The 20,900-nt window shown below is 65.8% G+C and carries 23 protein-coding genes; 18 read left to right on the forward strand and 5 right to left on the reverse strand.

Annotated elements, in window-relative coordinates; translation table 11 throughout:
• Positions 1–11: 11 nt before the first annotated feature.
• The 3 genes from kdpB to M2395_RS20860 all read left to right on the forward strand — a co-directional run bounded on the left by kdpB (position 12) and on the right by M2395_RS20860 (position 5,524).
• Positions 12–2,084, forward strand: a complete 2,073-nt coding sequence (gene kdpB, locus M2395_RS20850; RefSeq protein WP_011062825.1) for a potassium-transporting ATPase subunit KdpB — start codon at positions 12–14, stop codon at positions 2,082–2,084.
• Positions 2,085–2,162: 78 nt separating this feature from the next.
• Positions 2,163–4,835, forward strand: coding sequence for a sensor histidine kinase KdpD (locus M2395_RS20855; protein WP_019093585.1), 2,673 nt, complete (start codon positions 2,163–2,165; stop codon positions 4,833–4,835).
• On the forward strand, positions 4,832–5,524 hold the full coding sequence (locus M2395_RS20860) for a response regulator (protein ID WP_011062823.1): 693 nt from the start codon (positions 4,832–4,834) through the stop codon (positions 5,522–5,524). Before M2395_RS20855 ends, M2395_RS20860 begins: the two co-directional genes overlap by 4 nt.
• Here M2395_RS20860 and M2395_RS20865 read toward each other — a convergent pair.
• Positions 5,503–5,643, reverse strand: a complete 141-nt coding sequence (locus M2395_RS20865; RefSeq protein WP_015636715.1) for a hypothetical protein — start codon at positions 5,641–5,643, stop codon at positions 5,503–5,505. The genes M2395_RS20860 and M2395_RS20865 overlap by 22 nt on opposite strands.
• Positions 5,644–5,854: 211 nt before the next feature.
• Between M2395_RS20865 and M2395_RS20870 the strand changes: the two genes are divergently transcribed.
• Positions 5,855–6,352 carry a GNAT family N-acetyltransferase gene (locus tag M2395_RS20870; RefSeq protein WP_053159844.1) on the forward strand — a complete coding sequence of 166 codons (498 nt, stop codon included), beginning with the start codon at positions 5,855–5,857 and terminating at the stop codon, positions 6,350–6,352.
• A gap of 34 nt (positions 6,353–6,386) precedes the next feature.
• Here the strand turns inward: M2395_RS20870 and M2395_RS20875 are convergent, their stop codons facing one another.
• A complete protein-coding gene (locus tag M2395_RS20875) occupies positions 6,387–6,872 on the reverse strand; it encodes a GNAT family N-acetyltransferase (protein ID WP_011062821.1) in 486 nt (161 codons plus the stop codon).
• A 182-nt stretch (positions 6,873–7,054) separates the two neighbouring features.
• Between M2395_RS20875 and M2395_RS20880 the strand changes: the two genes are divergently transcribed.
• The 4 genes from M2395_RS20880 to M2395_RS20895 all read left to right on the forward strand — a co-directional run bounded on the left by M2395_RS20880 (position 7,055) and on the right by M2395_RS20895 (position 9,669).
• The gene (locus M2395_RS20880) at positions 7,055–7,489 is read left to right on the forward strand and encodes an SgcJ/EcaC family oxidoreductase (protein ID WP_019093589.1); all 435 of its coding nucleotides are present in this window, start codon (positions 7,055–7,057) and stop codon (positions 7,487–7,489) included.
• A 67-nt stretch (positions 7,490–7,556) separates the two neighbouring features.
• Complete coding sequence (locus tag M2395_RS20885) at positions 7,557–7,901, forward strand: YciI family protein (RefSeq protein WP_011062819.1); 345 nt, start codon at positions 7,557–7,559, stop codon at positions 7,899–7,901.
• A gap of 26 nt (positions 7,902–7,927) precedes the next feature.
• A complete protein-coding gene (locus M2395_RS20890; RefSeq protein ID WP_123431334.1) occupies positions 7,928–8,419 on the forward strand; it encodes an SRPBCC family protein in 492 nt (163 codons plus the stop codon).
• On the forward strand, positions 8,419–9,669 hold the full coding sequence (locus M2395_RS20895; protein ID WP_053153367.1) for an RNA polymerase sigma factor: 1,251 nt from the start codon (positions 8,419–8,421) through the stop codon (positions 9,667–9,669). The genes M2395_RS20890 and M2395_RS20895 overlap by 1 nt, the downstream gene beginning before the upstream one ends.
• A 54-nt stretch (positions 9,670–9,723) precedes the next feature.
• Here the strand turns inward: M2395_RS20895 and M2395_RS20900 are convergent, their stop codons facing one another.
• The gene (locus tag M2395_RS20900; protein ID WP_015636709.1) at positions 9,724–10,578 is read right to left on the reverse strand and encodes a LysR family transcriptional regulator; all 855 of its coding nucleotides are present in this window, start codon (positions 10,576–10,578) and stop codon (positions 9,724–9,726) included.
• Between the two features lie 88 nt (positions 10,579–10,666).
• Between M2395_RS20900 and M2395_RS20905 the strand changes: the two genes are divergently transcribed.
• Positions 10,667–11,101 carry a multidrug/biocide efflux PACE transporter gene (locus M2395_RS20905; protein ID WP_011062813.1) on the forward strand — a complete coding sequence of 145 codons (435 nt, stop codon included), beginning with the start codon at positions 10,667–10,669 and terminating at the stop codon, positions 11,099–11,101.
• A 7-nt stretch (positions 11,102–11,108) separates the two neighbouring features.
• Here M2395_RS20905 and M2395_RS20910 read toward each other — a convergent pair whose 3' ends face one another.
• On the reverse strand, positions 11,109–11,756 hold the full coding sequence (locus M2395_RS20910) for a TetR/AcrR family transcriptional regulator (RefSeq protein WP_072450736.1): 648 nt from the start codon (positions 11,754–11,756) through the stop codon (positions 11,109–11,111).
• A 151-nt stretch (positions 11,757–11,907) separates the two neighbouring features.
• Between M2395_RS20910 and M2395_RS20915 the strand changes: the two genes are divergently transcribed.
• Genes M2395_RS20915 through M2395_RS20930 form a run of 4 tightly spaced genes read left to right on the forward strand, consistent with a single transcriptional unit; the run spans position 11,908 to position 15,395 of the window.
• Positions 11,908–12,516, forward strand: a complete 609-nt coding sequence (locus M2395_RS20915; protein WP_015636707.1) for a paraquat-inducible protein A — start codon at positions 11,908–11,910, stop codon at positions 12,514–12,516.
• A complete protein-coding gene (locus M2395_RS20920) occupies positions 12,516–13,130 on the forward strand; it encodes a paraquat-inducible protein A (protein ID WP_011062811.1) in 615 nt (204 codons plus the stop codon). Before M2395_RS20915 ends, M2395_RS20920 begins: the two co-directional genes overlap by 1 nt.
• Positions 13,123–14,814 carry an intermembrane transport protein PqiB gene (locus M2395_RS20925; RefSeq protein ID WP_015636705.1) on the forward strand — a complete coding sequence of 564 codons (1,692 nt, stop codon included), beginning with the start codon at positions 13,123–13,125 and terminating at the stop codon, positions 14,812–14,814. The genes M2395_RS20920 and M2395_RS20925 overlap by 8 nt, the downstream gene beginning before the upstream one ends.
• Positions 14,811–15,395, forward strand: a complete 585-nt coding sequence (locus M2395_RS20930; protein ID WP_019093594.1) for a membrane integrity-associated transporter subunit PqiC — start codon at positions 14,811–14,813, stop codon at positions 15,393–15,395. The genes M2395_RS20925 and M2395_RS20930 overlap by 4 nt, the downstream gene beginning before the upstream one ends.
• Before the next feature lie 60 nt (positions 15,396–15,455).
• Here M2395_RS20930 and M2395_RS20935 read toward each other — a convergent pair whose 3' ends face one another.
• A complete protein-coding gene (locus M2395_RS20935) occupies positions 15,456–16,373 on the reverse strand; it encodes a LysR family transcriptional regulator (RefSeq protein WP_011062808.1) in 918 nt (305 codons plus the stop codon).
• A 199-nt stretch (positions 16,374–16,572) separates the two neighbouring features.
• Here M2395_RS20935 and M2395_RS20940 point away from each other — a divergent pair, with 199 nt between their 5' ends.
• From M2395_RS20940 to M2395_RS20960, 5 genes are all read left to right on the forward strand, one after another.
• Entirely contained in the window at positions 16,573–17,331 is a 759-nt protein-coding gene (locus M2395_RS20940) for a 5-oxoprolinase subunit PxpA (protein WP_015636704.1), read from the forward strand.
• Positions 17,332–17,426: 95 nt separating this feature from the next.
• The gene (locus tag M2395_RS20945) at positions 17,427–17,669 is read left to right on the forward strand and encodes an acetyl-CoA carboxylase (protein ID WP_011062806.1); all 243 of its coding nucleotides are present in this window, start codon (positions 17,427–17,429) and stop codon (positions 17,667–17,669) included.
• 10 nt (positions 17,670–17,679) lie between these two features.
• Complete coding sequence (locus tag M2395_RS20950) at positions 17,680–19,053, forward strand: acetyl-CoA carboxylase biotin carboxylase subunit (protein ID WP_123431333.1); 1,374 nt, start codon at positions 17,680–17,682, stop codon at positions 19,051–19,053.
• Positions 19,050–19,922 (forward strand): allophanate hydrolase subunit 1, encoded by an 873-nt coding sequence (locus M2395_RS20955; RefSeq protein WP_053159833.1) that lies wholly within the window; start codon positions 19,050–19,052, stop codon positions 19,920–19,922. The genes M2395_RS20950 and M2395_RS20955 overlap by 4 nt, the downstream gene beginning before the upstream one ends.
• Entirely contained in the window at positions 19,919–20,893 is a 975-nt protein-coding gene (locus tag M2395_RS20960) for a biotin-dependent carboxyltransferase family protein (RefSeq protein WP_041119561.1), read from the forward strand. The genes M2395_RS20955 and M2395_RS20960 overlap by 4 nt, the downstream gene beginning before the upstream one ends.
• Positions 20,894–20,900: the final 7 nt, after the last annotated feature.

Raw genomic sequence — 20,900 nt, forward strand, 5'->3', positions numbered from 1 at the left:
AGACGTCGATCATGAGTAGCAACCCTCGTATAGCGTTGTTCGACCGTGGGCTAGTGCTCACCGCGTGCCTGGATGCCGTGAAGAAACTGCTGCCCCAGGCGCAGTGGAAGAACCCGGTGATGTTCGTGGTCTACCTGGGCAGCCTTCTCACCACCCTGCTGTGGTTCCAGTCCCTGGGCGGCGAGGGTGAGGCCCCCAGCGGCTTTATCCTCAGCATCACCCTGTGGCTGTGGTTCACCGTGCTGTTTGCCAACTTTGCCGAAGCCCTGGCCGAGGGCCGCAGCCGGGCCCAGGCGGCGAGCCTCAAGGGCATGAAGCGCCAGACCCTGGCCAAGCTGCTGCAACAGCCCCGGCATGGCGCCGCCTGGTTGCCCATGGCCGCCAGCGAACTGCGCAAGGACATGGTGGTGCTGATCGAGGCCGGCGACCTGGTGCCCCTGGACGGCGAGGTCATCGAAGGCGTGGCCACGGTGGACGAAAGCGCCATCACCGGTGAATCGGCGCCGGTGATCCGCGAGGCCGGGGGCGATTTCTCCTCGGTCACCGGCGGCACCCGGGTGCTGTCGGACTGGTTGGTGGTGCGCATCAGCGTCAACCCCGGCGAGTCGTTCCTGGACCGCATGATCTCCATGGTGGAGTCGGCCAAGCGCCAGAAGACTCCCAACGAGGTGGCCCTGACCATTCTCCTGGTGGGCCTGACCCTGCTGTTCCTGCTGGTGATCGTGACCCTGAGCCCGTACTCGATCTTTGCCGTGGCCATGAGCGGCACCGGCAGTGTGATCAGCGCCACGGTGATGGTGGCGCTGCTGGTGTGCCTGATCCCCACCACCATCGGTGGCCTGCTCTCGGCCATCGGTGTGGCGGGCATGAGCCGGATGATGTCGGCCAATGTCATTGCCACCTCCGGCCGCGCCGTGGAAGCGGCGGGGGACGTGGACGTGCTGCTGCTGGACAAGACCGGCACCATCACCCTGGGCAACCGCCAGGCCAGCGCCTTCCTGCCGGCGCCGGGGATCAAGGACAGCGAACTGGCGCAAGCCGCGCAACTGGCTTCCCTGGCGGACGAGACCCCTGAAGGCCGGAGCATCGTGGTGCTGGCCAAGCAACTGTTCGACATCCGTGGGCGTGACCTTCACGCCCTGGGCGCCAGCTTCGTGCAGTTCACCGCCCAGACCCGCATGAGCGGGGTCGACCTGCCCGAGGGCCGGAGCATCCGCAAGGGCGCGGCCGATGCCATCCGCCGGCATATCGAGGCCCAGGGCGGCAGCTTCCCGCCGGCCTTGCAGGCCAAGGTCGATGAAGTCTCGCGCCGTGGCAGCACCCCGCTGGTGGTCAGTGAAGGCGCCCAGGCCCTGGGCGTGGTGGAGCTCAAGGACGTGGTCAAGGGCGGGATCAAGGAGCGCTTCGCCGAGCTGCGGCGCATGGGCATCAAGACCGTGATGATCACCGGCGACAACCGCCTGACCGCGGCGGCCATCGCCGTGGAAGCCGGGGTCGACGATTTCCTCGCCGAAGCGCGGCCCGAGGACAAGCTGCAACTGATCCGCGACTACCAGGCCAAGGGCAAGCTGGTGGCCATGACCGGCGACGGTACCAACGACGCCCCGGCCCTGGCACAGGCCGACGTGGCGGTGGCCATGAACAGCGGCACCCAGGCGGCCAAGGAAGCCGGCAACATGGTGGACCTGGACAGCAACCCGACCAAGCTGATCGAAGTGGTGGAAGTGGGCAAGCAGATGCTCATGACCCGCGGCGCCCTGACCACCTTCAGCGTGGCCAACGACGTGGCCAAGTATTTTGCTATCGTACCGGCCGCCTTCGTCGCCACTTACCCGCAACTGGCGGCGCTGAACGTGATGCACCTGAACAGCCCGAACTCGGCGATTCTCAGTGCAGTGATCTTCAACGCGCTGATCATCGTGTTCCTTATCCCCCTGGCGCTCAAGGGGGTGAAGTACCGGGCCATTGGCGCCGCGGCGCTGCTCAACCGCAACCTGCTGATCTACGGCCTGGGCGGGGTGCTGGTACCCTTCGCCGGGATCAAGCTGATCGACATGCTGCTGGCCGGCCTCGGCCTGGTCTGACAGGGACTTGCAAGGCGGCGCTCTTTCGAGTGCCGCCTTGTCCATTTAAGGATGCACATGGCTGTTCTCGATGCTGACATGCCGCCCCGCGACGGTCGCCCCGATCCCGATGCGCTGCTGGAAAAACTGCAGCAGGACGAGCAAGCGGCCCAACGGGGCAAACTGCGGATCTATTTCGGTTCCAACGCCGGAGTCGGCAAGACCTGCGCCATGCTCACCGCGGCGCGCAACGAAGTGGCCCAGGGCCGCGATGTGGTGGCCGGGGTGGTGGAAACCCATGGCCGGCGGGAAACCGCCGAGCTGCTGCAAGGGCTGCAAGTGCTGGAGCGCCACCGCCTGATGCACCGCGACTACGCCTTGCCGGAGTTCGACCTGGATGCCGCCCTGGCGCGCCACCCGGCGGTGCTGCTGGTGGACGAGCTGGCCCACAGCAACGTGCCCGGCTCGCGCCATCCCAAGCGCTGGCAGGACGTGGAGGAATTGCTGCGGGCCGGCATCGATGTCTGGACCACCCTCAACGTCCAGCACCTGGAAAGCCTCAACGACATCGTCAGCGGGATCATCGGCATTCGGGTGCGCGAGACGGTGCCCGACCACCTGTTCGACGAAGCCCACGAAGTGCTGGTGATCGACCTGCCGCCGGATGACCTGCTGCGCCGCCTCAAGGACGGCAAGGTCTACCTCGGGCCCCAGGCCGAACGCGCTTCACGGCATTTCTTTCGCAAGGGCAACCTGCTGGCCCTGCGTGAACTGACCCTGCGCCGTACCGCCGACCGGGTCGATGCACAGATGCGCGACTATCGCCGCGAGCGTTCGATCAATGCCTTGTGGCCAGCCCGCGAGCGCTTGCTGGTGGGGATCGCCGGCGACCCGGCGGACGAGCGCCTGGTGCGCGAAGCCGCGCGCCTGGCGCAAAAGCTCGAAGCCGACTGGATGGTGGTGCACGTGGCTTCGGCCCAGCGCCGTGGCGCCGGCGCCGCCCGTTATGCGGCGGCCATGAAGACCCTGGCCCTGGCCGCCGAGTTTGGCGCCGAGACCGCCACTTTGCCCGGCATGGATGTCGCCGAAGCCCTGGTGGCCTGCGCTCGCGAGCACAACGCCAATCGCCTGGTGCTGGGCCATTACCCGCGCAAGGTCTGGCAGTTCTGGCACCAGTCGGTGAGCGACCGCATCAGCCGCCAGCACCCGGAAATCGACCAGATCGTGATCGCCAACGGGCCCTTGAGCCGGCGCCCTGCGCCAGTGGACAAGCCCGAGGCCGGCCTGCCGCCCAGCCGCGCGCCGGCCTACCTGTGGGCGAGCCTGGCGTGCTTTGCCGCCACCGCGGTGGCGGCGCTGCTGCTCAAAGTGTTCGACCCGGCCAACGTGGTCATGCTGTTCCTGCTGACCGTGGTCCTGGTGGCGCTGCGCTACGGGCGGGGCCCCGGCGTCTGGGCGGCGATGCTGGCGGTGCTGTGCTTCGATTTCTTCTTCGTCCAGCCGGTGTGGTCGTTCACGGTCAACGACACCCAGTACTTCTTCACCTTCGCCCTGATGCTGGGGATTGCCCTGATCACCGGCCAGCTCACCGCGCGCCTGCGCCATGAAGCGCGTACCGCGGCTGCGGGCGAGCGCCGTGCCACCTCCCTGGCCGGGCTGGCCCGTGAGCTGTCGGCGGCGTTGACCGAGGAGCAGATCTGCGCCGTGGCCTTGCGTACCTTCAGTGGGGTGTTCGAGGCCCGGGTCGGGCTGGCGTTGCCGGATGCCGAGAACCGGGTGCGGGCGCTGAGCGCCAATACCCTGGCCATTGACGAGAGCATCGCCCAGTGGGCCTATGACCACGACCAACCGGCCGGGCGCGGCACCGATACCCTGGCGGCGGCCAAGGGCTGCTATCTGCCGCTCAAGGCGCCGATGCGGGTGCGTGGCGTGCTGGTGCTTGAAGCCGAGGATGCCGAGCGCCTCAAGGAGCCGGAAGAACAGCGCCTGCTGGAGGCCTGCATGAGCCAGCTGGCGATTGCCCTGGAGCGCGTGCATTACGTCGAGGTGGCCCAGAGCACTGTGCTGCAGATGGAGGGCGAGCGCATGCGCAACACCCTGCTGGCGGCCATTTCCCATGACCTGCGCACGCCCTTGACCACCATCATCGGCGCCGCCGACGCCGCCTTGCCCCACGCTGCGCAGGGCCCGCTCAAGCACCTGCTGGCAGGGATTCACGATCAGGCTTCGTCCATGCAGCGGCTGATCGAGAACCTGCTGGACATGGCGCGCATGCAGGAGCGCGGGGTACGCCTGAATCGCCAGTGGAACTCCCTGGAGGAGATTGTCGGCAGTGCCCTGCGCCAGCTGCGCGAGCCCCTGGCCGGGCATCAATTGCGAGTGGCCATGGCGCCGCAGCTGCCCTTGGTGGAAGTGGACGCGCTGTTGCTGGAGCGGGTGCTGGTGAACCTTCTGGACAACGCCGCCAAGTACACCCCGGCCGGGACCCTGGTGCAGATCAGCGCCCGCCAGGTCGACCAGCAGATCATCCTGCAGGTCAGCGACAGCGGCCCGGGCTGCCCGAAGGGCAGTTCCCCGGCCAGCCTGTTCGAAGCCTTCAGTCGCGGTCAGCAGGAATCCGCCGTGGCCGGCATCGGCCTGGGCCTGGCCCTGGCCAAACGTATCGTCGAGGCCCATGGCGGGCGCATCGAGGCCCAGCCTCATGCCGATGCCGGGCTGAGTTTTGTCATCACCTTGCCGGCGGGTCAGCCGCCTTCCATGGAAACCCTATGAGCAGCGCACGCATCCTGATCGTCGAGGACGAAGCCAATATCCGCCGTTTCGTCGGTATCGCCCTGGAGGACGAAGGTTTCCAGGTGTTCGAGGCCGACAGCGTCAAGCGCGCCCTGATCCATGCCGCCAGCCGCCAGCCGGACCTGGTGATCGTCGACCTGGGCCTGCCGGACGGCGACGGCAAGCAGTTGATCAGCGAGCTGCGCGGCTGGCTGGCGGTGCCGATCCTGGTGCTGTCGGCCCGGGATCGGGAGGACGAGAAAGTCGCCGCCCTGGATGCCGGCGCCGACGACTACCTGGTCAAGCCGTTCGGCGTGCCGGAACTGCTGGCGCGGATTCGCGCGCAACTGCGCCGTCATGGCCAGAGCGGTACGGCGGCCGCCACCAGCAAGGTGGCCTTTGGTGCCATCGAGGTCGACCTGGCCACCCATGAGGTGCGCCGCGAAGGGCTGCCTGTGCACCTCACGCCGATCGAGTACCGCCTGCTCTGCGCGCTGATCCGTGGCCAGAGCCGGGTGCTGACCCATCGCCAGTTGCTGCTGGAAGTCTGGGGCCTGGACTACGTCGACCGTGCCCATTACCTGCGGGTGCACATGGCCCATCTGCGGCAGAAGCTGGAGGCCGATCCGGCCCAGCCCCAGCATCTGATCACCGAGTTGCAGGTGGGTTACCGCCTGGTGGGGCTGTGATCCCGGCCCAGGGATTTTTCGCCGCGGCGCCGTTCGTGGACAAAGTCGATGTACAGGGTGATGCAGCCGAAGGCGGCAATGCCGAACAGCAGTAGAAGGCCGATCTGGATATTGCTCATGGGAAAGCTCCTGGGGGCAGGACGGGGCGGTTCCAGCCCGCTCGGGCCGGCCACCCTGACGTCGGGGAGCTGATAGATAAGCCCTTGGCGCAGGCGTTGCCAGGGCTTATATGAAAGCTTTACGGCGGCCCCTTCGATCCCTATGCAATGCATACGCAGGCTGCACTGTTGGTAGAATCGGCGGCCCTTCTCCGACCCCAGGTTGCCGCCCATGACCGCTTCGACTCCGCTGATCCGCACCGTCCTGCCCACCGACCTGGACCGCTGCTTTGCCATCGAGACCCTGGCCTACGAAGGCGACGAGGCCGCGACCCGGGACAAGATCGCCACCCGCATCGCCACCTGGCCCGAAGGTTTCATCGTTGCCGAAGTGCAGGGTGTGGTGGCCGGCTTCATCAACTCCGGCGCCACCTTCGACGTGCAGATGGCCGACGAGGCCTTCAAGGAACTGATCGGCCACGACCCGGCGGGCCCGGAAGTGGTGATCATGTCGGTGGTGGTGCACCCGGACTTCCAGGGCCTGGGCCTGTCCCGGCACCTGCTGCAAGCCTTCATCGCGCGCATGCGCGAACTGGGCAAGGCGCGCATCCACCTGATGTGCAAGGAACGCCATGTACCGCTGTACCAGCGCTTTGGTTTTGTCTACATCAAGGCGTCGGAGTCGGACCACGGCGGCATGGCCTGGCACGAGATGGTGCAGCCGCTGTAGAGCGGATATCGGGTTTGCAGCCGAGGGCCCGGGGTCAGAACGCCAGCGCCATCCGCCGTTCATAGCCGATCCGGCCCTTGCAGGCTTCGCCGTTTTCCACCCAGCCCAGCTTGCGGTACAGCCTGAGGGCCGGCTGGTTGTCGCTGTCCACCGCCAGGGTCAGGCCCTTGAGTTCGGGCCAGGCCTGGCGGGCGGCCTCAGGCACCGCTTGCAGGCAGGCCTGGCCGAAGCCCCGGCCCTGGTGCCGCCGGTCCACTTGCAGGGCGTGCAGGCTGGCGCTGTCGGCATCGGCCCAGGCCGGCAGGCAGGGCGGGCGCTTGAGCAGCAGGAAGGCCACCGGCCACTCCTCGCTGAGCAGGGCAAAGCCCCTGATCGCTCCTCGCGGCGCGTTGTCGAGGGTGTACAGCGCGCCATGAATGTCCCCGCTAAACGCCTTCTGTCCGGGCAGCACCTCAAGCTCCAGCAAGCGGGCATGCTGGTGGCTGTCGAGCTGTTCGTAAGGCACCAGGCGAGTGGTCACGGGCACGTAGATCCGGTGGGGGGAGGGTGCGGATTCTAGCGATTTTGCCCCGCCGGTAAATTTTTTTATGCGCAGTGTCGATTGCGCGAATGGCCAGACGACTAAGGGTGAACTGAACATTCAACGGCGTGGGTGCAGGGGGTGTTCAGCAGCGGTTCATTCCATTCATGAGGAGTTTCGCCATGCACAATCCATCCAACGAAGCGCAGGTCCGCAGCCTGATCGACAACTGGCAACAGGCTGTGATGGCCCGGGATATCCAGCGTATTGTCAGCTACTACGCCGACGACATCACGTCTTTCGACGCGGTCGGTGCCTTGCAATTCAAGGGCAAGGCCGCCTATCGCGAACACTGGGAAGCGTGCATGCAGGTCTGCCCCGGCCCGGGCATTTTCGAGTTCCATCAGTTGCAGGTGCTGGCCGACGAAGAGCTGGCCTTCGCCCACTGGCTGGCCCATTGCGGTGGCACCGATGCCGAGGGCGTGACCAAGGCCTGCTGGATGCGGGTGAGTGCCGCTTACCAGCGCCGTGCGGGCCAATGGCTGGTGGTGCACGAGCACTGGTCGGCGCCGTTCGACATGCTCACCGGGACCACCCAGTTCGACCTGCAACCCTGAGCAACCAGCGGTTCGCCAAAGCGGCGAACAGCGACCATAGTTGCTCAGCCCGAATCCGGAGGTGCCCATGAAATACCTATGCCTGGTCTACAGCGACGAACAGTTGCTGCACAGCCTGCCCGACAGCCCCGAGGATGCCGAGTGCCTTGCCTATGCCGAGTCGGTCCAGGGCAGCGGGCGGATGCTTGCCGCCGAGGCGCTGCAATCGGTGCACACCGCCACCACGGTGCGCATGCGCGGTGGCAAGCTGTCGATCACCGATGGCCCGTTCGCCGAAACCAAGGAACAGTTGGCCGGTTTCTACCTGATCCAGGCCAAGGACTTGAACGAAGCGATCCAGGTGGCCGGGCAGATACCGGCGGCCCGGGTCGGCAGTGTCGAAGTGCGTCCGGTACGTGAATTGAATCCCTGAAAACAACGATAAACAGGAGTTTCGCGATGACTTTCCAGACCGCGGGCCGCAAGCCCGCCGAGCATGAACTGTCCATCAGCCGCCTGATCGACGCGCCGCGCAACAAGGTCTTTCGCGCCTGGACCGAGCCGGCCTTGCTGGCGCAATGGTGGGGGCCCCACGGCATGACCACTCCGGAGTGTGAAATGGACCTGTGGGTCGGCGGCCAGTTTCGTACCCTGATGCGCGCCCCGGACGGCAGCGAGTACCCGACCATGGGGGTGTTCCTGGAGATCGCCGCGCCGTCGCGGCTGGTGTTTACCGACGCCTACCTGCCGGGCTGGATCCCCTCGGGCAAGCCGTTCATGACCGCTGAAGTGACCTTCGAGGAGCAGGGCGACCAGACCCTCTACACTGCCCGCGCCATGCACTGGACCGAGGCCGATCGCAAGGCCCATGAGGCCATGGGCTTTCACGAGGGCTGGGGGCAGAGCCTGGAGCGCCTGGTGGCCCTGGTCACCTGGGACCTGCCGGACTGATGAGCGACCAGCCTCGGGAAGTCATCGCGGCAACGGTGGCGCAGGTCTACCGCGAGCAGTCGCGGCGGATCCTCGCCACCCTGATCCGCCTGCTGGGGGATTTCGACCTGGCCGAGGAGGCGCTGCATGAAGCCTTCTTCGTGGCGGTGGAGCGCTGGCGCAGCGATGGCGTGCCGGACAACCCGCGGGCCTGGCTGGTGTCCGTCGGCCGCTTCAAGGCCATCGACGCCCTGCGTCGCCGGGCGCGCTTCGCGGCGTCACAGGCGGCGCTGCTCAGCCAGCTCGAGCAACTGGAACAGGACGACTGGAGCGCCGAGGACGTGCAAGACGATCGCCTGCGCCTGATCTTCACCTGCTGCCACCCGGCGCTGGCGGCGGATGCCCAGGTACCCCTGACCCTGCGGGAGATCTGCGACCTGAGCACCGAGGAAATCGCCCGGGCCTTTCTGGCCACGCCGGCCACCATCGCCCAGCGCATCGTGCGTGCCAAGGCGAAGATCCGCGATGCGCGGATTCCCTACCAGGTGCCGGCGTTGAGCGAGCTGCCCGAGCGCCTGGAGAGCGTGCTGCGGGTGATCTACCTGGTGTTCAACGAAGGGTATTCGGCTTCCATGGGCGCCGAGCTGACCCGGGAGGACCTGACCCGCGAAGCCATCCGCCTGGGCTACCTGCTGCTGGAACTGTTGCCGGAAGCGGAGGTGATGGGCCTGCTGGCGCTGATGCTGTTGCACGAGTCACGGCGTGGCGCGCGCCTTTCCAGCGACGGCGAGCTGGTCCTGCTGGACGAGCAGGATCGCGGGTTGTGGCAGCAGGACTTGATCGAGCAGGGCTGTGCCCTGGTAGAGCGCGGCCTGCGCAGCGGCCAGGCCGGGCCCTATTGCCTGCAGGCGGCGATTGCCGCGGTGCATGCCGAAGCGCCGAGTGCAGCACAGACCGACTGGCCGCAGATCGTCGGTTTGTATGACGTGCTGCTGCGCCTGCAGCCTTCGCCGGTGATCGAGCTCAACCGTGCCGTGGCCCTGGCCCAGCGCGACGGGCCCGGTGCCGGGCTGGCGCAAGTGGAAGCGATCCTGCTGCGCGGCGACTTGCAGGATTACCACCTGGCCCATGCCGCTCGTGCCGACTTCTGCCGGCAACTGGGGCATATCGCCGCGGCGCGCCAGTCCTACCAGCGGGCCCTGGCCCTGGTCCGGCAAGCCCCCGAGCGGCGCTTCCTCGAACAGCGCCTGGCCCAGCTCGACGCCTTATAGAGGCGGGCGATTCAGGGCGGCTGGCGGAGGCCGGCCAGGAGCCGGTGAGCGCAGTCATTGCAGCATCTGCGCCAGCAACCAGCTGCCCGCCGGCCCTGGCGGGTGCAGGCGCGACCAGAGCGCGTCCACCGCCACGGTGCGCGGCCAGCCACGCACGTTCAGCTCCTGCAACTTGCCCGCGCCAAAACCTTCCACCAGCCAGCGCGGCAGGGGTGCCCAGCCAAAGCCGCCCTGGGCCATCTCCAGCAGCATCAGGTAGCTGGGGGCCGACCAGACCCGGCCCTGGCAGCGGCTGTCGTAGGGGTTGAGCACGGTGGCCAGACGCAATTCACGGTGCTGGCGCAGGCTTTCCTCATCGACCCGGGCCTGCTGCGCCAAGGGATGCTTGCAGGCCACGTAGAGGGAAATCTCACTGCGCTCTTGCATGGTCTTGTGCTCCAGGTCCGCCGGGTAGTCGGCCTGCATCTCGGCAAAGGCGATCTGCGCCCGGCCGCTCTGCACCAGGGCGATCAGGTCTTCGCACTCGGCAATCAGGCATTCCAGCTCGAGGTCCGGGTAACGCTGCTCGAAGGCGCTCAGGCTGCTTTCGAAGCGATCCGACTGGTAGGTGTCCGACAGCGCCACCGTGAGTTTCGCCTCAATGCCCTGGGACAGCTGGCTGGCGGCCATTTCCAGGCGGCTGGTGGCAGCCAGGATTGCTTCGGCACGCTGCAGCAGCACATGCCCGGCCGGGGTCAGGCCGGGCTTGCGGCTGGAACGGTCGAAAAGCTGCACGTCGAGGTCGATCTCCAGGCTGGCCACCGCCGCGCTGATGGTGGACTGGCTCTTGCCCAGCTTGCGCGCGGCAGCGGAAAAGGAACCTTGGGTGGCTGCCTGGACAAACGCCAGGAGCACTTCATGTGAGGCCATGAACTATCGCCCTGCTCGATGGTTATTGATTATGAAGTATCGGCCTTGTCCTGGAAGATCGGCAACACATTCATTCAAGGAGCCGGCCATGAGCCTTCAGAAATCCCTTAACGAACGCATCTTCCAGGCGGTAGGTTTTGAACTGCTGGCGGTGCTGATCTGCACCCCGCTGCTGTCCTGGATCATGGACAAGCCCATGGCCGACATGGGCCTGGTGACCATCGGCATCGGCCTGTTGGCCCTGGCCTGGAACGTGGTGTTCAACGGCCTGTTCGACCGGTTGCTCAAGCGCTTGCAGTGGGTCCACAACGGCTGGACCCGGGTCCTGCATGCGTTGATGTTCGAAGGCGGGCTGGTGGCAGTGGGCGTACCGATGATTGCCTGGTGGCTGAATATCAGCCTGCTGCAGGCGTTCATCCTGGACATCGGCGTGCTGCTGTTTTTCCTGCCGTACACCTATGTCTATCACTGGGTCTACGACGTGCTGCGGGACAAGTGGCTGCAACAGCGCCTGGCTCACTGAGCCGGTTTCAGGGCGCCGGGTGCCGCCCTTCGATGGCAGCCAGATAGGCTTCCAGCGCCCGCGGCACTTCTTCGAGCAGCAGCTGGCTCTTGAACTCGGGGTGTTCCAGGGCCAGGTGGAACAGGCCGATGGGCAGGCCGAGCATGGCCATGGCGTAGGCCTCGCGCTCGGCGGCACTGGCCTGGGGAAGGCGCAGCGCAAGGACCTGGCGATAGACGCTCTTGATCTGCAGGCGCAGGTCCGGGGCCTGCAACTGGCCCATGGCAAACCCCGGGTTGATCATCAGCAGCAGGTCGGGGTGCTGCTCCAGGTATTCGAGTATCGGCAGCACCATGCGCTCTATCACTTGCCGGCCACTGGACCCCGTCCAGACCTGCGGAGCAACCGCCAGCAGGTCGCTGGTGATGGTGCTCAGGGCTTCGATGTGGCGCTGGCCCAGGGCTTCGAGCACTTGCTGCTTGTCACTGAAAAAATGATAGAGCGAACCGATGGAGGTACCGGCCAGCCGGGCGATGCCATGCATGGTCAGGTTCGCCGCCCCCTGGCTGGGCAGTAGCCGGGCACAAGCGTCGAGGATCGCCATCACCCGTTCGTGGCCACGGGACTGTTTGGGGGCTCGGTGGGGAGCGGCGGGGGAGGGAATGGATTCGGTCATGGTCAGCGAAATGTCCGGGGGCGCCTATTATGGCGTAGAGCGTGGGGTGCAGTCCTAGAGAAAACTAGACACCATCCTCTACTTTTGCAGAAAATACCCGGCTTCGGGTTCCGTTCAGTGAACCTGCTGTCCTCCTGACTATCTGAAGGCCATGACTATTTCCCGCAACTGGATCATCTGCGAACACTGCGATTCGTTGTACGAGTCCGTGCCGCTCGGCAAAGGCCAGACGGCCCAGTGCTCGCGCTGTGGCGCGGTACTGGCCCGTGCCCGTTGGCTGAGTGTGCAGCAGCTGTTGGCCCTGTCGATCACCGCCGGGTTGTTGTTCGTCTTCGCCAACCTGTTTCCGGTGATCAAGATCAGCCTCGAAGGCCTGAGCAACGAGGCGACCCTCTGGCAATCGGTGGAGGCCCTGGCCCAGGGCCGCATCAGCCTGATTGCCGCGATCACCGGCCTGACCATCATTCTTGCGCCGTGCCTGCAGATCATCCTGCTGTGCTGGGTGCTGGGGTTTGCCAATGTGGGGCGCGCCGCGCCCGGCTTCAAGGCCAGCATGCGCGCTCTGGAGCACCTGCGGCCCTGGAGCATGCTGGAGGTGTGCCTGCTGGGGATCCTGGTGGCCATCGTCAAGCTGGCGGGGATGCTCGATGTGCATCCGGGGCTGGGGCTGTGGGCCCTGGCGATGCTCACGGTGCTGATCATCCTGATTTCCGGCAAGGACATCCGCTACCTCTGGGATGACCTGGAGGGCCGCTACTGATGAGCGCTCCGCCCTACGCCCGGGACCACCAATTGATGCTGTGCCACACCTGTGGCCAGGTCTGCCAGGCGTCCGAGCATCAATGCCCGCGCTGCGATGCGCCGGTGCATGCGCGCAAGCCCAACAGCCTGGCGCGCACCTGGGCCTTTCTCCTGGCCAGCCTGATCTTCTACATTCCGGCCAACCTGCTGCCGGTGATGCACACCAGCATCTTTGGCAGCGCCAGTGAAAACACCATCATGAGCGGCGTGGTGGAGTTCTGGAAACACGGTTCCTGGGACATCGCCCTGCTGATCTTCATCGCCAGCGTGGTGGTGCCCTGCAGCAAGTTCTTTGTCCTCGGCACCCTGCTGGTGACCTGCCAGCGCCGCAGCCTCTGGGCCCAGCGCGAGCGGGCCAAGCTCTATCGTTTCATCGAGCTGATCGGCTACTGGTCGATGCTCGACGTGCTGGTGGTGGCCCTGGTGGCGGCCCTGGTGCAGTTTCGCGCCCTGAGTTCGATCGACCCGCGCATGGGTATTCTGTTTTTTGGTTTGGTGGTGGTGCTGACGATGTTGGCGGCCATGAGTTTCGATCCCCGGCTTATCTGGGACGCAGAGGTTGAAGATGTCTGATCATCCAGGTTCCAACGCAGCAAATCCCCCGCCCGTTCCTGGCGCTCCGGCGCTGCGCACGCGGCGTTTCAATGTCTCGCTGGTGTGGCTGGTGCCGATTGTCGCGGCCCTGGTGGGGCTGTCGATGGTGGTGCACAACTCACTCTCGGCGGGGCCGGAAATCAGCATCAGCTTCCAGACCGCCGAAGGCCTGGAAGCCAACAAGACCCAGGTCAAGTACAAGAACGTGGTGATCGGCAAGGTGACCTCCATCGCCCTGAGCGACGACCGCAAGAAGGTGGTGGCCAAGGTCGAGCTGGACCAGTCCGCCGAACCCTTCACCGCCGACGATTCGCTGTTCTGGGTGGTGCGCCCGCGAATCGGCGCCAATGGCATTTCCGGGGTCGACACCCTGCTTTCCGGGGCCTTTATCGGCGCCGATGCCGGCAAGTCGGAAAAACGCAAGGACAGCTTCAAGGGCCTGGAAACCCCGCCGCCCATCACCTATGGGCAGAAAGGCAAGCGCTTTACCCTGCACACCGATGACCTGGGCTCGCTGGACATCGGCTCGCCGGTCTATTACCGGCGCATTGAGGTGGGGCAGGTGGTGTCCTACCAGTTGGCCAACAGCGGCAAGGGCGTGGACGTGAAGATCTTCGTCAACTCGCCCAACGATAAGTACGTCACCACCGACACCCGTTTCTGGAACGCCAGCGGCGTCGACGTGACCCTCGGCGCCAACGGTTTGAAGGTCAACACCGAGTCGGTGTCGTCGATCCTCGCCGGCGGCATTGCCTTCGTCGAACCCAAGTACAGCCCCAACGCCAAGCCGGCTGACGAGAACGCCGAGTACACCCTGTTCGGCGACCAGGACACCGCCCTGGCGCCGCCCGACGGCGCGCCCTATTACATTCGCATGCGCTTCGACCAGGCCTTGCGCGGCCTGTCGGTGAATGCCCCGGTGGAGTTCCTCGGGGTGAACATCGGCAAGGTGGTGTCCATGGACCTGGACTACGACGAGCAGCGCAAGTATTTTCCGACCCTGGTCGGCGCGGTGATCTACCCCGAGCGGCTGGGCAAGGCCCACGAAAAGCTGGTGAAGCAGACCGGCGGCGAAGACGACGCCCGCTCGGCGAAACTGATCGGCGCCTTCGTCAAGAACGGCCTGCGCGCCCAGCCCCGCAGCGGCAACCTGCTGACCGGCCAGCTGTACATCTCCCTGGACTTTGTCACCAACGCCAAGCCGGTGGCCTATGACGCTACCGCACGGCCCCTGGAGATTCCCACTGTGCCTGGCAGCATGGACAAGTTGCAGGAGCAGTTGCAGGCCGTGGTGGACAAGATCAGCAAGCTGCCGATCGACTCCATTGCCGCCAACCTCAATGGCAGCCTGGCGGAGATGCAGAAGACCCTCAAACAGGTCAACGGCGAAGTGCTGCCACAGATGCGCGACACCCTGGAGCAATCCAAGAAGACCCTGGCCAGCGCCAACGAGAGTTTCTCCGAAGACTCGCCGCAGCGGCAGAAACTCGGCCAGGCCATGGAGGAAGTGCAGCGCACCGCGCGTTCGGTGCGGGTGCTCAGCGATTTCCTCGGGCGTCATCCTGAAGCGCTGATCCGCGGGCGCCTCAAAGACAATCAACCGGATGCCTACCAGTCGCCATCCTCCTCTGTTCGCGAATCCGTACCGGAAGCCCAGCCATGAAAACCCGTGCCCTGTTGCTCTGCCTGACCCTGGGACTTGCCGCCTGCAGCTCCGCGCCCACCCATTACTACACCCTGCTGCCACCGGTGGCCGAAGGCAGCAGCGCGGCCCGCACCGGGGGCCCGCAGTTCGAAATGTCCACGGTGCGGATTCCGGTCCAGGTGGACCAGCCGCAACTGGTGGTGCGCCAGGACAGCGGCACCCTGGCGATCCTCGAAACCCAGCGCTGGAGCGCGCCGCTGGTGGATGAGTTCCACGACGCCCTGGCCAGCCAGATGGAGCAGAAGCTGGGTACCCGTAACCTTGAAGGCCTGCCCAAGCAGCCCGGGCGCCCGGTGCTGTCGTTGCAGACCGATGTGCGGCGCTTCGAGTCCCTGCCCGGGCGCTATGCACTGATCGATGTGGTCTGGAGCCTGCGCCAGCGGGGTGAGGGCGGCCCGGCCCGCAGCCTGACCTGCAGCAGCCAGATCCGCCAGCCGGCGGGTGTGGAACTGAACAGCCTGGTCCAGGCCCATCAACAGGCCATCGCCCAGTTGGCCGGGCAGATCGCCGCCGCCGCGCAACGCTGGACCTGCCCCTGAATCACCCTGTAGCCGCTGGCGCAGGCTGCGAACGGCTCAGCAGGTGACGGGGCCACACGCTCAGCGCCGGGCGCTGAGTTGCTGGGGCGCCAGGAAGGCGTCGTGGAAATAATCGCGCAGGGCCTGCATGGCCGGGGTGAAGGTACGCTCGCGGTGCCAGGCCAGCCCCACGCTCATGGGCGTGACCGCATCGCTCAGGCTCAGGGTCTCGATACGCTTGCCTTCCAGTGACCAGGGCCGGTGCACCAGATCCGAGAGGATCGCCACGCCGCTGCCGTTGGCCACCATGCTGCGCACCGCTTCCACCGAGCTGGTGCGCACGCGCACCCGGGGCTGCTGGCCGGCCTGTTCCCAATAACGCATGGCGCTTTGCTCGGCTTCGTCGACGGTGAGCAGGATGAACGGCTCCTCGGCCACGTCCGCCAGGCTGATGCTGCTGCGCTCGCACAGCGGATGATGGGCCGGCAGCCACAGCCGGCGCTCGGAGTTGAACAGGGTCTGCGAGACGATGTCCGGGTGCGTCAGGTTGGCGGTGAGTACCACTGCCATGTCGAAGCGGCCTTCCAGCAAGCCTTGCTCGATGGCCTGGCGTTCCTGTTCATGGAGCTCGATGGTGACGTCCGGGTGCCAGTGCTGCAGGCGCTGCAGGTGGTGCGGCAGGAAGTAGCCGATCACTGTGTAGCTGGCCGCCAGGTGCAATACGCCGCTGGCCCGATAGTCCGGCAACGGGCTGTTCAGGGCATCTTCGACGCTGCGCAGGATCACGTAGGCGCGGTTGAGAAAATGCCGCCCGGCATCGGTCAGGTTCATGCCCTGGGCCGAGCGCACGAACAGCTGCACGGCGAGCATCGCCTCCAGCTCCTTGATCGCCGTGGTCACCGCCGACTGGGAAATATTCAAGTGCAGCGCCGCCTGGGAAATCTGCCCGATCTCGGCGGTAGCAACGAAATAGCGCACCTGGCGCAAGGTCAACGACACGGCCCATTCCCCTCTAACGCTGCAGGAGCCGGCTTGCCGGCGAAAGCGATCGTGCAAGCGCCTGCGCCGTCACGCATCACGCTGCCTGTTAGCTTTATCTGTTTTTCAGAACAAGCTCTATCTGATAATAGATCTTCCCAAGGGGTCAAGGGCGCTCTAATTTTCGTCGCACGAAGTCACGAGAGTTGGAGCAACAGTGATGCAGGCAGTGGATTTCAATTCGGACATGGGCGAGAGCTTCGGCCCGTGGACCATCGGCGATGGCGTCGACAACGAGCTGATGGGCTTTATCAGCTCGGCCAATATCGCCACCGGCTTTCACGCCGGCGACCCCGGCACCATGCGCCGCACCATCGAACAGGCCAAGCGCCTGGGGGTGGCCATCGGCGCCCATCCGGGGTTTCGCGACCTGGTGGGTTTCGGCCGCCGGCACATCAATGCCCCGGCCCAGGAGCTGGTGGACGACATGCTCTATCAGCTTGGCGCCCTGCGGGAAATGGCCCGGGTACAAGGCGTGAAGCTGCAGCACATCAAGCCGCATGGTGCGCTCTACATGCACCTGGCCCGGGACGAGGAAGCGGCGCGGCTGCTGGTGCAAAACCTGCGCCGGCTGGAGCCCGAGTTGCTGCTGTATTGCATGCCCAATTCGGTGATCTGGCGTGTGGCCCAGGAGCTGGGGCAGCCGGTGATCCGCGAGTTCTACGCCGACCGCGACTACGACCTCAGCGGCTCCATCGTGTTTACCCGCAACGTCCGCGCCCTGGACCCGGCAGCCGTGGCGGCCAAGGTGCTGCGCGCCTGCCAGACCGGCCTGGTACGCACCGTCGAAGGCGAGGAGCTGTTCCTCGAGTTCGATTCCATCTGCCTGCACAGCGACACCCCCGGCGCCCTGGACCTGGTGCAGGCCACCCGAACGGCGCTGGATCAGGCCGGTATCGAGGTCCGCGCACCGCGTTGAGGCGCATCGACACGAAGCACCGCGCACAGACGCGGGGTTCATCTGGTTTTGTTTTTTTTGCCTGCCTTTCTACAACTATTCCAAAAGGAACAGACATGGCCGAATACAGTGTTATCACCCCCTTGCCGGGCACCTTTTATCGCAAGGCCACCCCGGAGTCGGCGCCTTTCGTCGAGGTCGGCGACAGCGTCAGCGCCGATACCGTGATCGGCCTGATCGAAGTCATGAAGCAGTTTTCCGAACTGACCGCCGGGAGCGCGGGTCAAGTCAGCGCCTTTCTGGTGGAAGACGGTGATCCGGTGGAACCGGGTCAGGTCGTCGCGACGCTCGAACAGTGAGGGCCGGGGCATGACTGGATCAATCAACAAATTGCTGGTGGCCAACCGTGGCGAGATTGCCGTGCGCATCATTCGCGCGGCCAAGGCCCTGGGGATTCCCACCGTTGCCGCCTGCAGTGAGGCGGATGCCGATTCCATGGCCGCACGTATGGCCGATGAAGTGCAGATCATCGGCCCGGCGCGGGCCGACAAGAGCTACCTGAATGTCCAGGCCCTGCTCGGTGCCTTGCAGGCCAGCGGTGCCAACGCGGTACATCCGGGCTATGGCTTTCTTTCCGAGAATGCCGACTTCGCCGAGGCGGTGGTCGAGGCCGGGGCGATCTTCGTCGGTCCCAGTGCCGAAACCATCCGCCGCATGGGTGACAAGGCCGAAGCCCGGCGCACCGCGCAGGCGGCGGGAGTGCCGGTGGTACCGGGCTCCCCAGGAGAACTCTTCGACCTGGACAGTGCGCTGGCGGCCGCTGAAGTCGTGGGCTTTCCGCTATTGATCAAGGCCAGTGCCGGCGGTGGCGGGCGCGGGATTCGCCTGGCCCGGGACGCGGCGCAATTGGCCGAGGAATTCCCTCGGGCGCAACGCGAAGCCCAGACCGCGTTCGGCAACGGCGCAGTGTACCTGGAGCGTTTCATTGGCCGTGCGCGGCACATCGAAGTCCAGGTGTTGGGCGATGGCAAACACGCGGTGCACCTGTTCGAACGCGAGTGTTCGCTGCAACGGCGGCGGCAGAAGATCTTCGAGGAAGCGCCTTCGCCGGTACTCAGTGCCGAGCAGCGTGAGCAGTTGTGCAGCAGCGCCGTGCGCCTGACCCAAGCCCTGGGCTACCAGGGCGCGGGCACTCTGGAATACCTCTACGACGACAGCACCGGCGAGTTCTTCTTTATCGAGATGAACACGCGGATCCAGGTGGAGCACCCCATCAGCGAGCTGATCACCGGCATCGATCTGGTCCAGGCCATGCTGCGTATTGCCGGGGGCGAGCCCCTGGGTTTGCGCCAGAGTGATATCCGGCTTAACGGCGCGGCCTTGCAGCTGCGCCTGAACGCCGAAGACCCGGCGCGGGATTTCTTCCCCAGTCCGGGCAAGGTCGAGCAACTGATCTGGCCGCAAGGGGCGGGGGTACGGGTCGATAGTCACTTGTACCCGGGCTATGCTGTGCCGCCTTATTACGACTCGCTGCTGGCCAAGCTGATCGTCTACGGCCGTGACCGTGGCGAGGCCCTGGCCCGGGCGCGGCTGGCCGTGGAACACACCACTTTGACCGGCATGGCCAGTACCTTGTCGCTGCACCGTGAACTGCTGGCCGAACCCTGGTTGCAGCAGGCCGATTTTCACACGGGAACCCTGGAAACCTGGCTGGCCGAGCGCCGCGCCGGAGGTGTCGCATGAGCCAGCCGATCCGCTACAGCTTTGGTGCCGACGAGCACCTGTTCGCCGAAGTCAGCGACAGCATGTCCCTGGAAGCCTTCTTCAAGGGCATGGCGGTAACCCGCGCGGTGGAGCGCCTGGAATTGGATGGCGTGCTGGATGTGTGCCTGGCCAATGCTTCGTTCCAGATCCGCTTCGACCCGGACCGCATCGCCCCGCACACCCTGTTGGAGGCGGTGCAACAGGCCGAGGCCTGCGCGGTGGCCGAGCGCAGCCTGCATACCCGGATCATCGAGATCCCGGTGCTCTACAACGACCCCTGGACCCATGAAACCCTGATGCGTTTTCGCGACCGGCACCAGGACCCCAGCGCCACCGATCTTGAGTACGCGGCGCGGATCAACGGCCTGGCGGATGTCGAAGCCTTTATCGCCGCCCACAGCGGCGCGCCCTGGTTCGTCTCCATGGTGGGCTTTGTGGCGGGCCTGCCGTTCATGTTCCAGATGGTCGAACGTGAACGGCAACTGCAGGTGCCCAAGTACCTGCGGCCGCGCACCGATACGCCCAAACTGACCCTGGGCCATGGCGGCTGTTTCGGCTGCATCTACTCGGTGCGCGGTGCCGGCGGCTACCAGATGTTCGGCGTCACCCCGGCGCCGATCTACGACCCGCAGCAACAGTTGGCCTACCTCAAGCAGCACATGGTGTTCTTCCGTCCGGGGGACATCGTGCAGTTCAAGCCCATTGACCGCCAGGCCTATGACCTTGCCGTGGCCGAGGTCGAGGCCGGGCGTTTCGACTTGCGCATCCGCGAGGTGGAGTTTTCCCTGGATGCCTTTCTCGCCGACCCGGTCGGCTATCCCACGTCGCTGCAGGAGGTGCTGGCATGATCAAGGTCATCAAACCGGGCCTGGCCACATCGGTACAGGACCTGGGTCGCGAAGGTTTCTATCACCTGGGGATTCCGCCGTCCGGGGCCCTGGACCAGTACGCCCTGAGCGCCGCCAACCAGCTGGTGGGCAACCCGGCGGGGGCAGCGGGGCTGGAGTGCACCTTGCTCGGCCCTGAGCTTGCATTCAGCACCGATGCCCTGGTGGCGGTCTGCGGTGCCCACATGACCCCCAAGCTCGATGGCGTGGACATGCACCTGGACACCGCCTTTGCGGTCAAGGCCGGGCAAGTGCTGCGCTTCGACTTTCCCAAGGCCGGGGCCCGGGCGTATCTGGCGGTGGCCGGTGGCATCGATGTGCCGCTGGTGCTGGGCAGCCGCTCGACTTACGCCTTGGGTACCCTGGGTGGTTTCCAGGGCCGGCGCCTGGTGGCGGGTGATGAGCTGCCGGTGGGCGTGGACAGCGGCAAGAGCCGCCCGGGCGCCAGTCTGCCCATGGCGCTGCGCCAGTCCCTGGGGGGCGAAATCACCCTGCGGGTGGTGCCGGGCCTGTACTACGAGCGCTTGAGCGAGGCGGCCAAGGCCAGCTTCTTCGCCGAACCCTGGACCGTGGGCTCGGAGGCGGACCGCATCGGCTATCGCTTCAAGGGCGGCAGCGCCTTGAGTTTCCAGCCACGGGAGCAGCCGTTCGGTGCCGGTTCCGATCCGTCGAACATCGTCGACAGCTGCTATCCCATCGGTTCGATCCAGGTGCCGGCGGGGCTCGAACCCATCGTCCTGCACCGGGACGCGGTGTCCGGTGGTGGCTACGCGATGATCGGCACGGTGATCAGCGCCGACCTCGACCTGATCGGCCAGATGCAGCCCAACCAGAAGGCCCGTTTTGTCGCGGTGACCCTGGAAGAAGCGCTGGAGGCCCGGCGTTCCTACAAGAAAAAGCTCAGTTGCCTGAGCAAGTTGTTCCCTTCCTGACCTTCTT

This window comes from Pseudomonas sp. BIGb0176, from assembly GCF_024810175.1.
GTDB lineage: Bacteria > Pseudomonadota > Gammaproteobacteria > Pseudomonadales > Pseudomonadaceae > Aquipseudomonas > Aquipseudomonas protegens.

Bases quoted from the DNA above. Each gene is read 5' to 3' on its own strand.
- M2395_RS20865 (WP_015636715.1), bottom strand. From the start codon at position 5,643: ATGAGCAATATCCAGATCGGCCTTCTACTGCTGTTCGGCATTGCCGCC.
- M2395_RS20940 (WP_015636704.1), top strand. From the start codon at position 16,573: ATGCAGGCAGTGGATTTCAATTCGGACATGGGCGAGAGCTTCGGCCCG.
- M2395_RS20895 (WP_053153367.1), top strand. From the start codon at position 8,419: ATGAGCGACCAGCCTCGGGAAGTCATCGCGGCAACGGTGGCGCAGGTC.
- M2395_RS20880 (WP_019093589.1), top strand. From the start codon at position 7,055: ATGCACAATCCATCCAACGAAGCGCAGGTCCGCAGCCTGATCGACAAC.
- M2395_RS20860 (WP_011062823.1), top strand. From the start codon at position 4,832: ATGAGCAGCGCACGCATCCTGATCGTCGAGGACGAAGCCAATATCCGC.
- M2395_RS20925 (WP_015636705.1), top strand. From the start codon at position 13,123: ATGTCTGATCATCCAGGTTCCAACGCAGCAAATCCCCCGCCCGTTCCT.
- M2395_RS20950 (WP_123431333.1), top strand. From the start codon at position 17,680: ATGACTGGATCAATCAACAAATTGCTGGTGGCCAACCGTGGCGAGATT.
- M2395_RS20930 (WP_019093594.1), top strand. From the start codon at position 14,811: ATGAAAACCCGTGCCCTGTTGCTCTGCCTGACCCTGGGACTTGCCGCC.
- M2395_RS20900 (WP_015636709.1), bottom strand. From the start codon at position 10,578: ATGGCCTCACATGAAGTGCTCCTGGCGTTTGTCCAGGCAGCCACCCAA.
- M2395_RS20855 (WP_019093585.1), top strand. From the start codon at position 2,163: ATGCCGCCCCGCGACGGTCGCCCCGATCCCGATGCGCTGCTGGAAAAA.
- M2395_RS20890 (WP_123431334.1), top strand. From the start codon at position 7,928: ATGACTTTCCAGACCGCGGGCCGCAAGCCCGCCGAGCATGAACTGTCC.
- M2395_RS20920 (WP_011062811.1), top strand. From the start codon at position 12,516: ATGAGCGCTCCGCCCTACGCCCGGGACCACCAATTGATGCTGTGCCAC.
- kdpB (WP_011062825.1), top strand. From the start codon at position 12: ATGAGTAGCAACCCTCGTATAGCGTTGTTCGACCGTGGGCTAGTGCTC.
- M2395_RS20960 (WP_041119561.1), top strand. From the start codon at position 19,919: ATGATCAAGGTCATCAAACCGGGCCTGGCCACATCGGTACAGGACCTG.
- M2395_RS20915 (WP_015636707.1), top strand. From the start codon at position 11,908: ATGACTATTTCCCGCAACTGGATCATCTGCGAACACTGCGATTCGTTG.
- M2395_RS20955 (WP_053159833.1), top strand. From the start codon at position 19,050: ATGAGCCAGCCGATCCGCTACAGCTTTGGTGCCGACGAGCACCTGTTC.
- M2395_RS20945 (WP_011062806.1), top strand. From the start codon at position 17,427: ATGGCCGAATACAGTGTTATCACCCCCTTGCCGGGCACCTTTTATCGC.
- M2395_RS20870 (WP_053159844.1), top strand. From the start codon at position 5,855: ATGACCGCTTCGACTCCGCTGATCCGCACCGTCCTGCCCACCGACCTG.
- M2395_RS20885 (WP_011062819.1), top strand. From the start codon at position 7,557: ATGAAATACCTATGCCTGGTCTACAGCGACGAACAGTTGCTGCACAGC.
- M2395_RS20910 (WP_072450736.1), bottom strand. From the start codon at position 11,756: ATGACCGAATCCATTCCCTCCCCCGCCGCTCCCCACCGAGCCCCCAAA.
- M2395_RS20905 (WP_011062813.1), top strand. From the start codon at position 10,667: ATGAGCCTTCAGAAATCCCTTAACGAACGCATCTTCCAGGCGGTAGGT.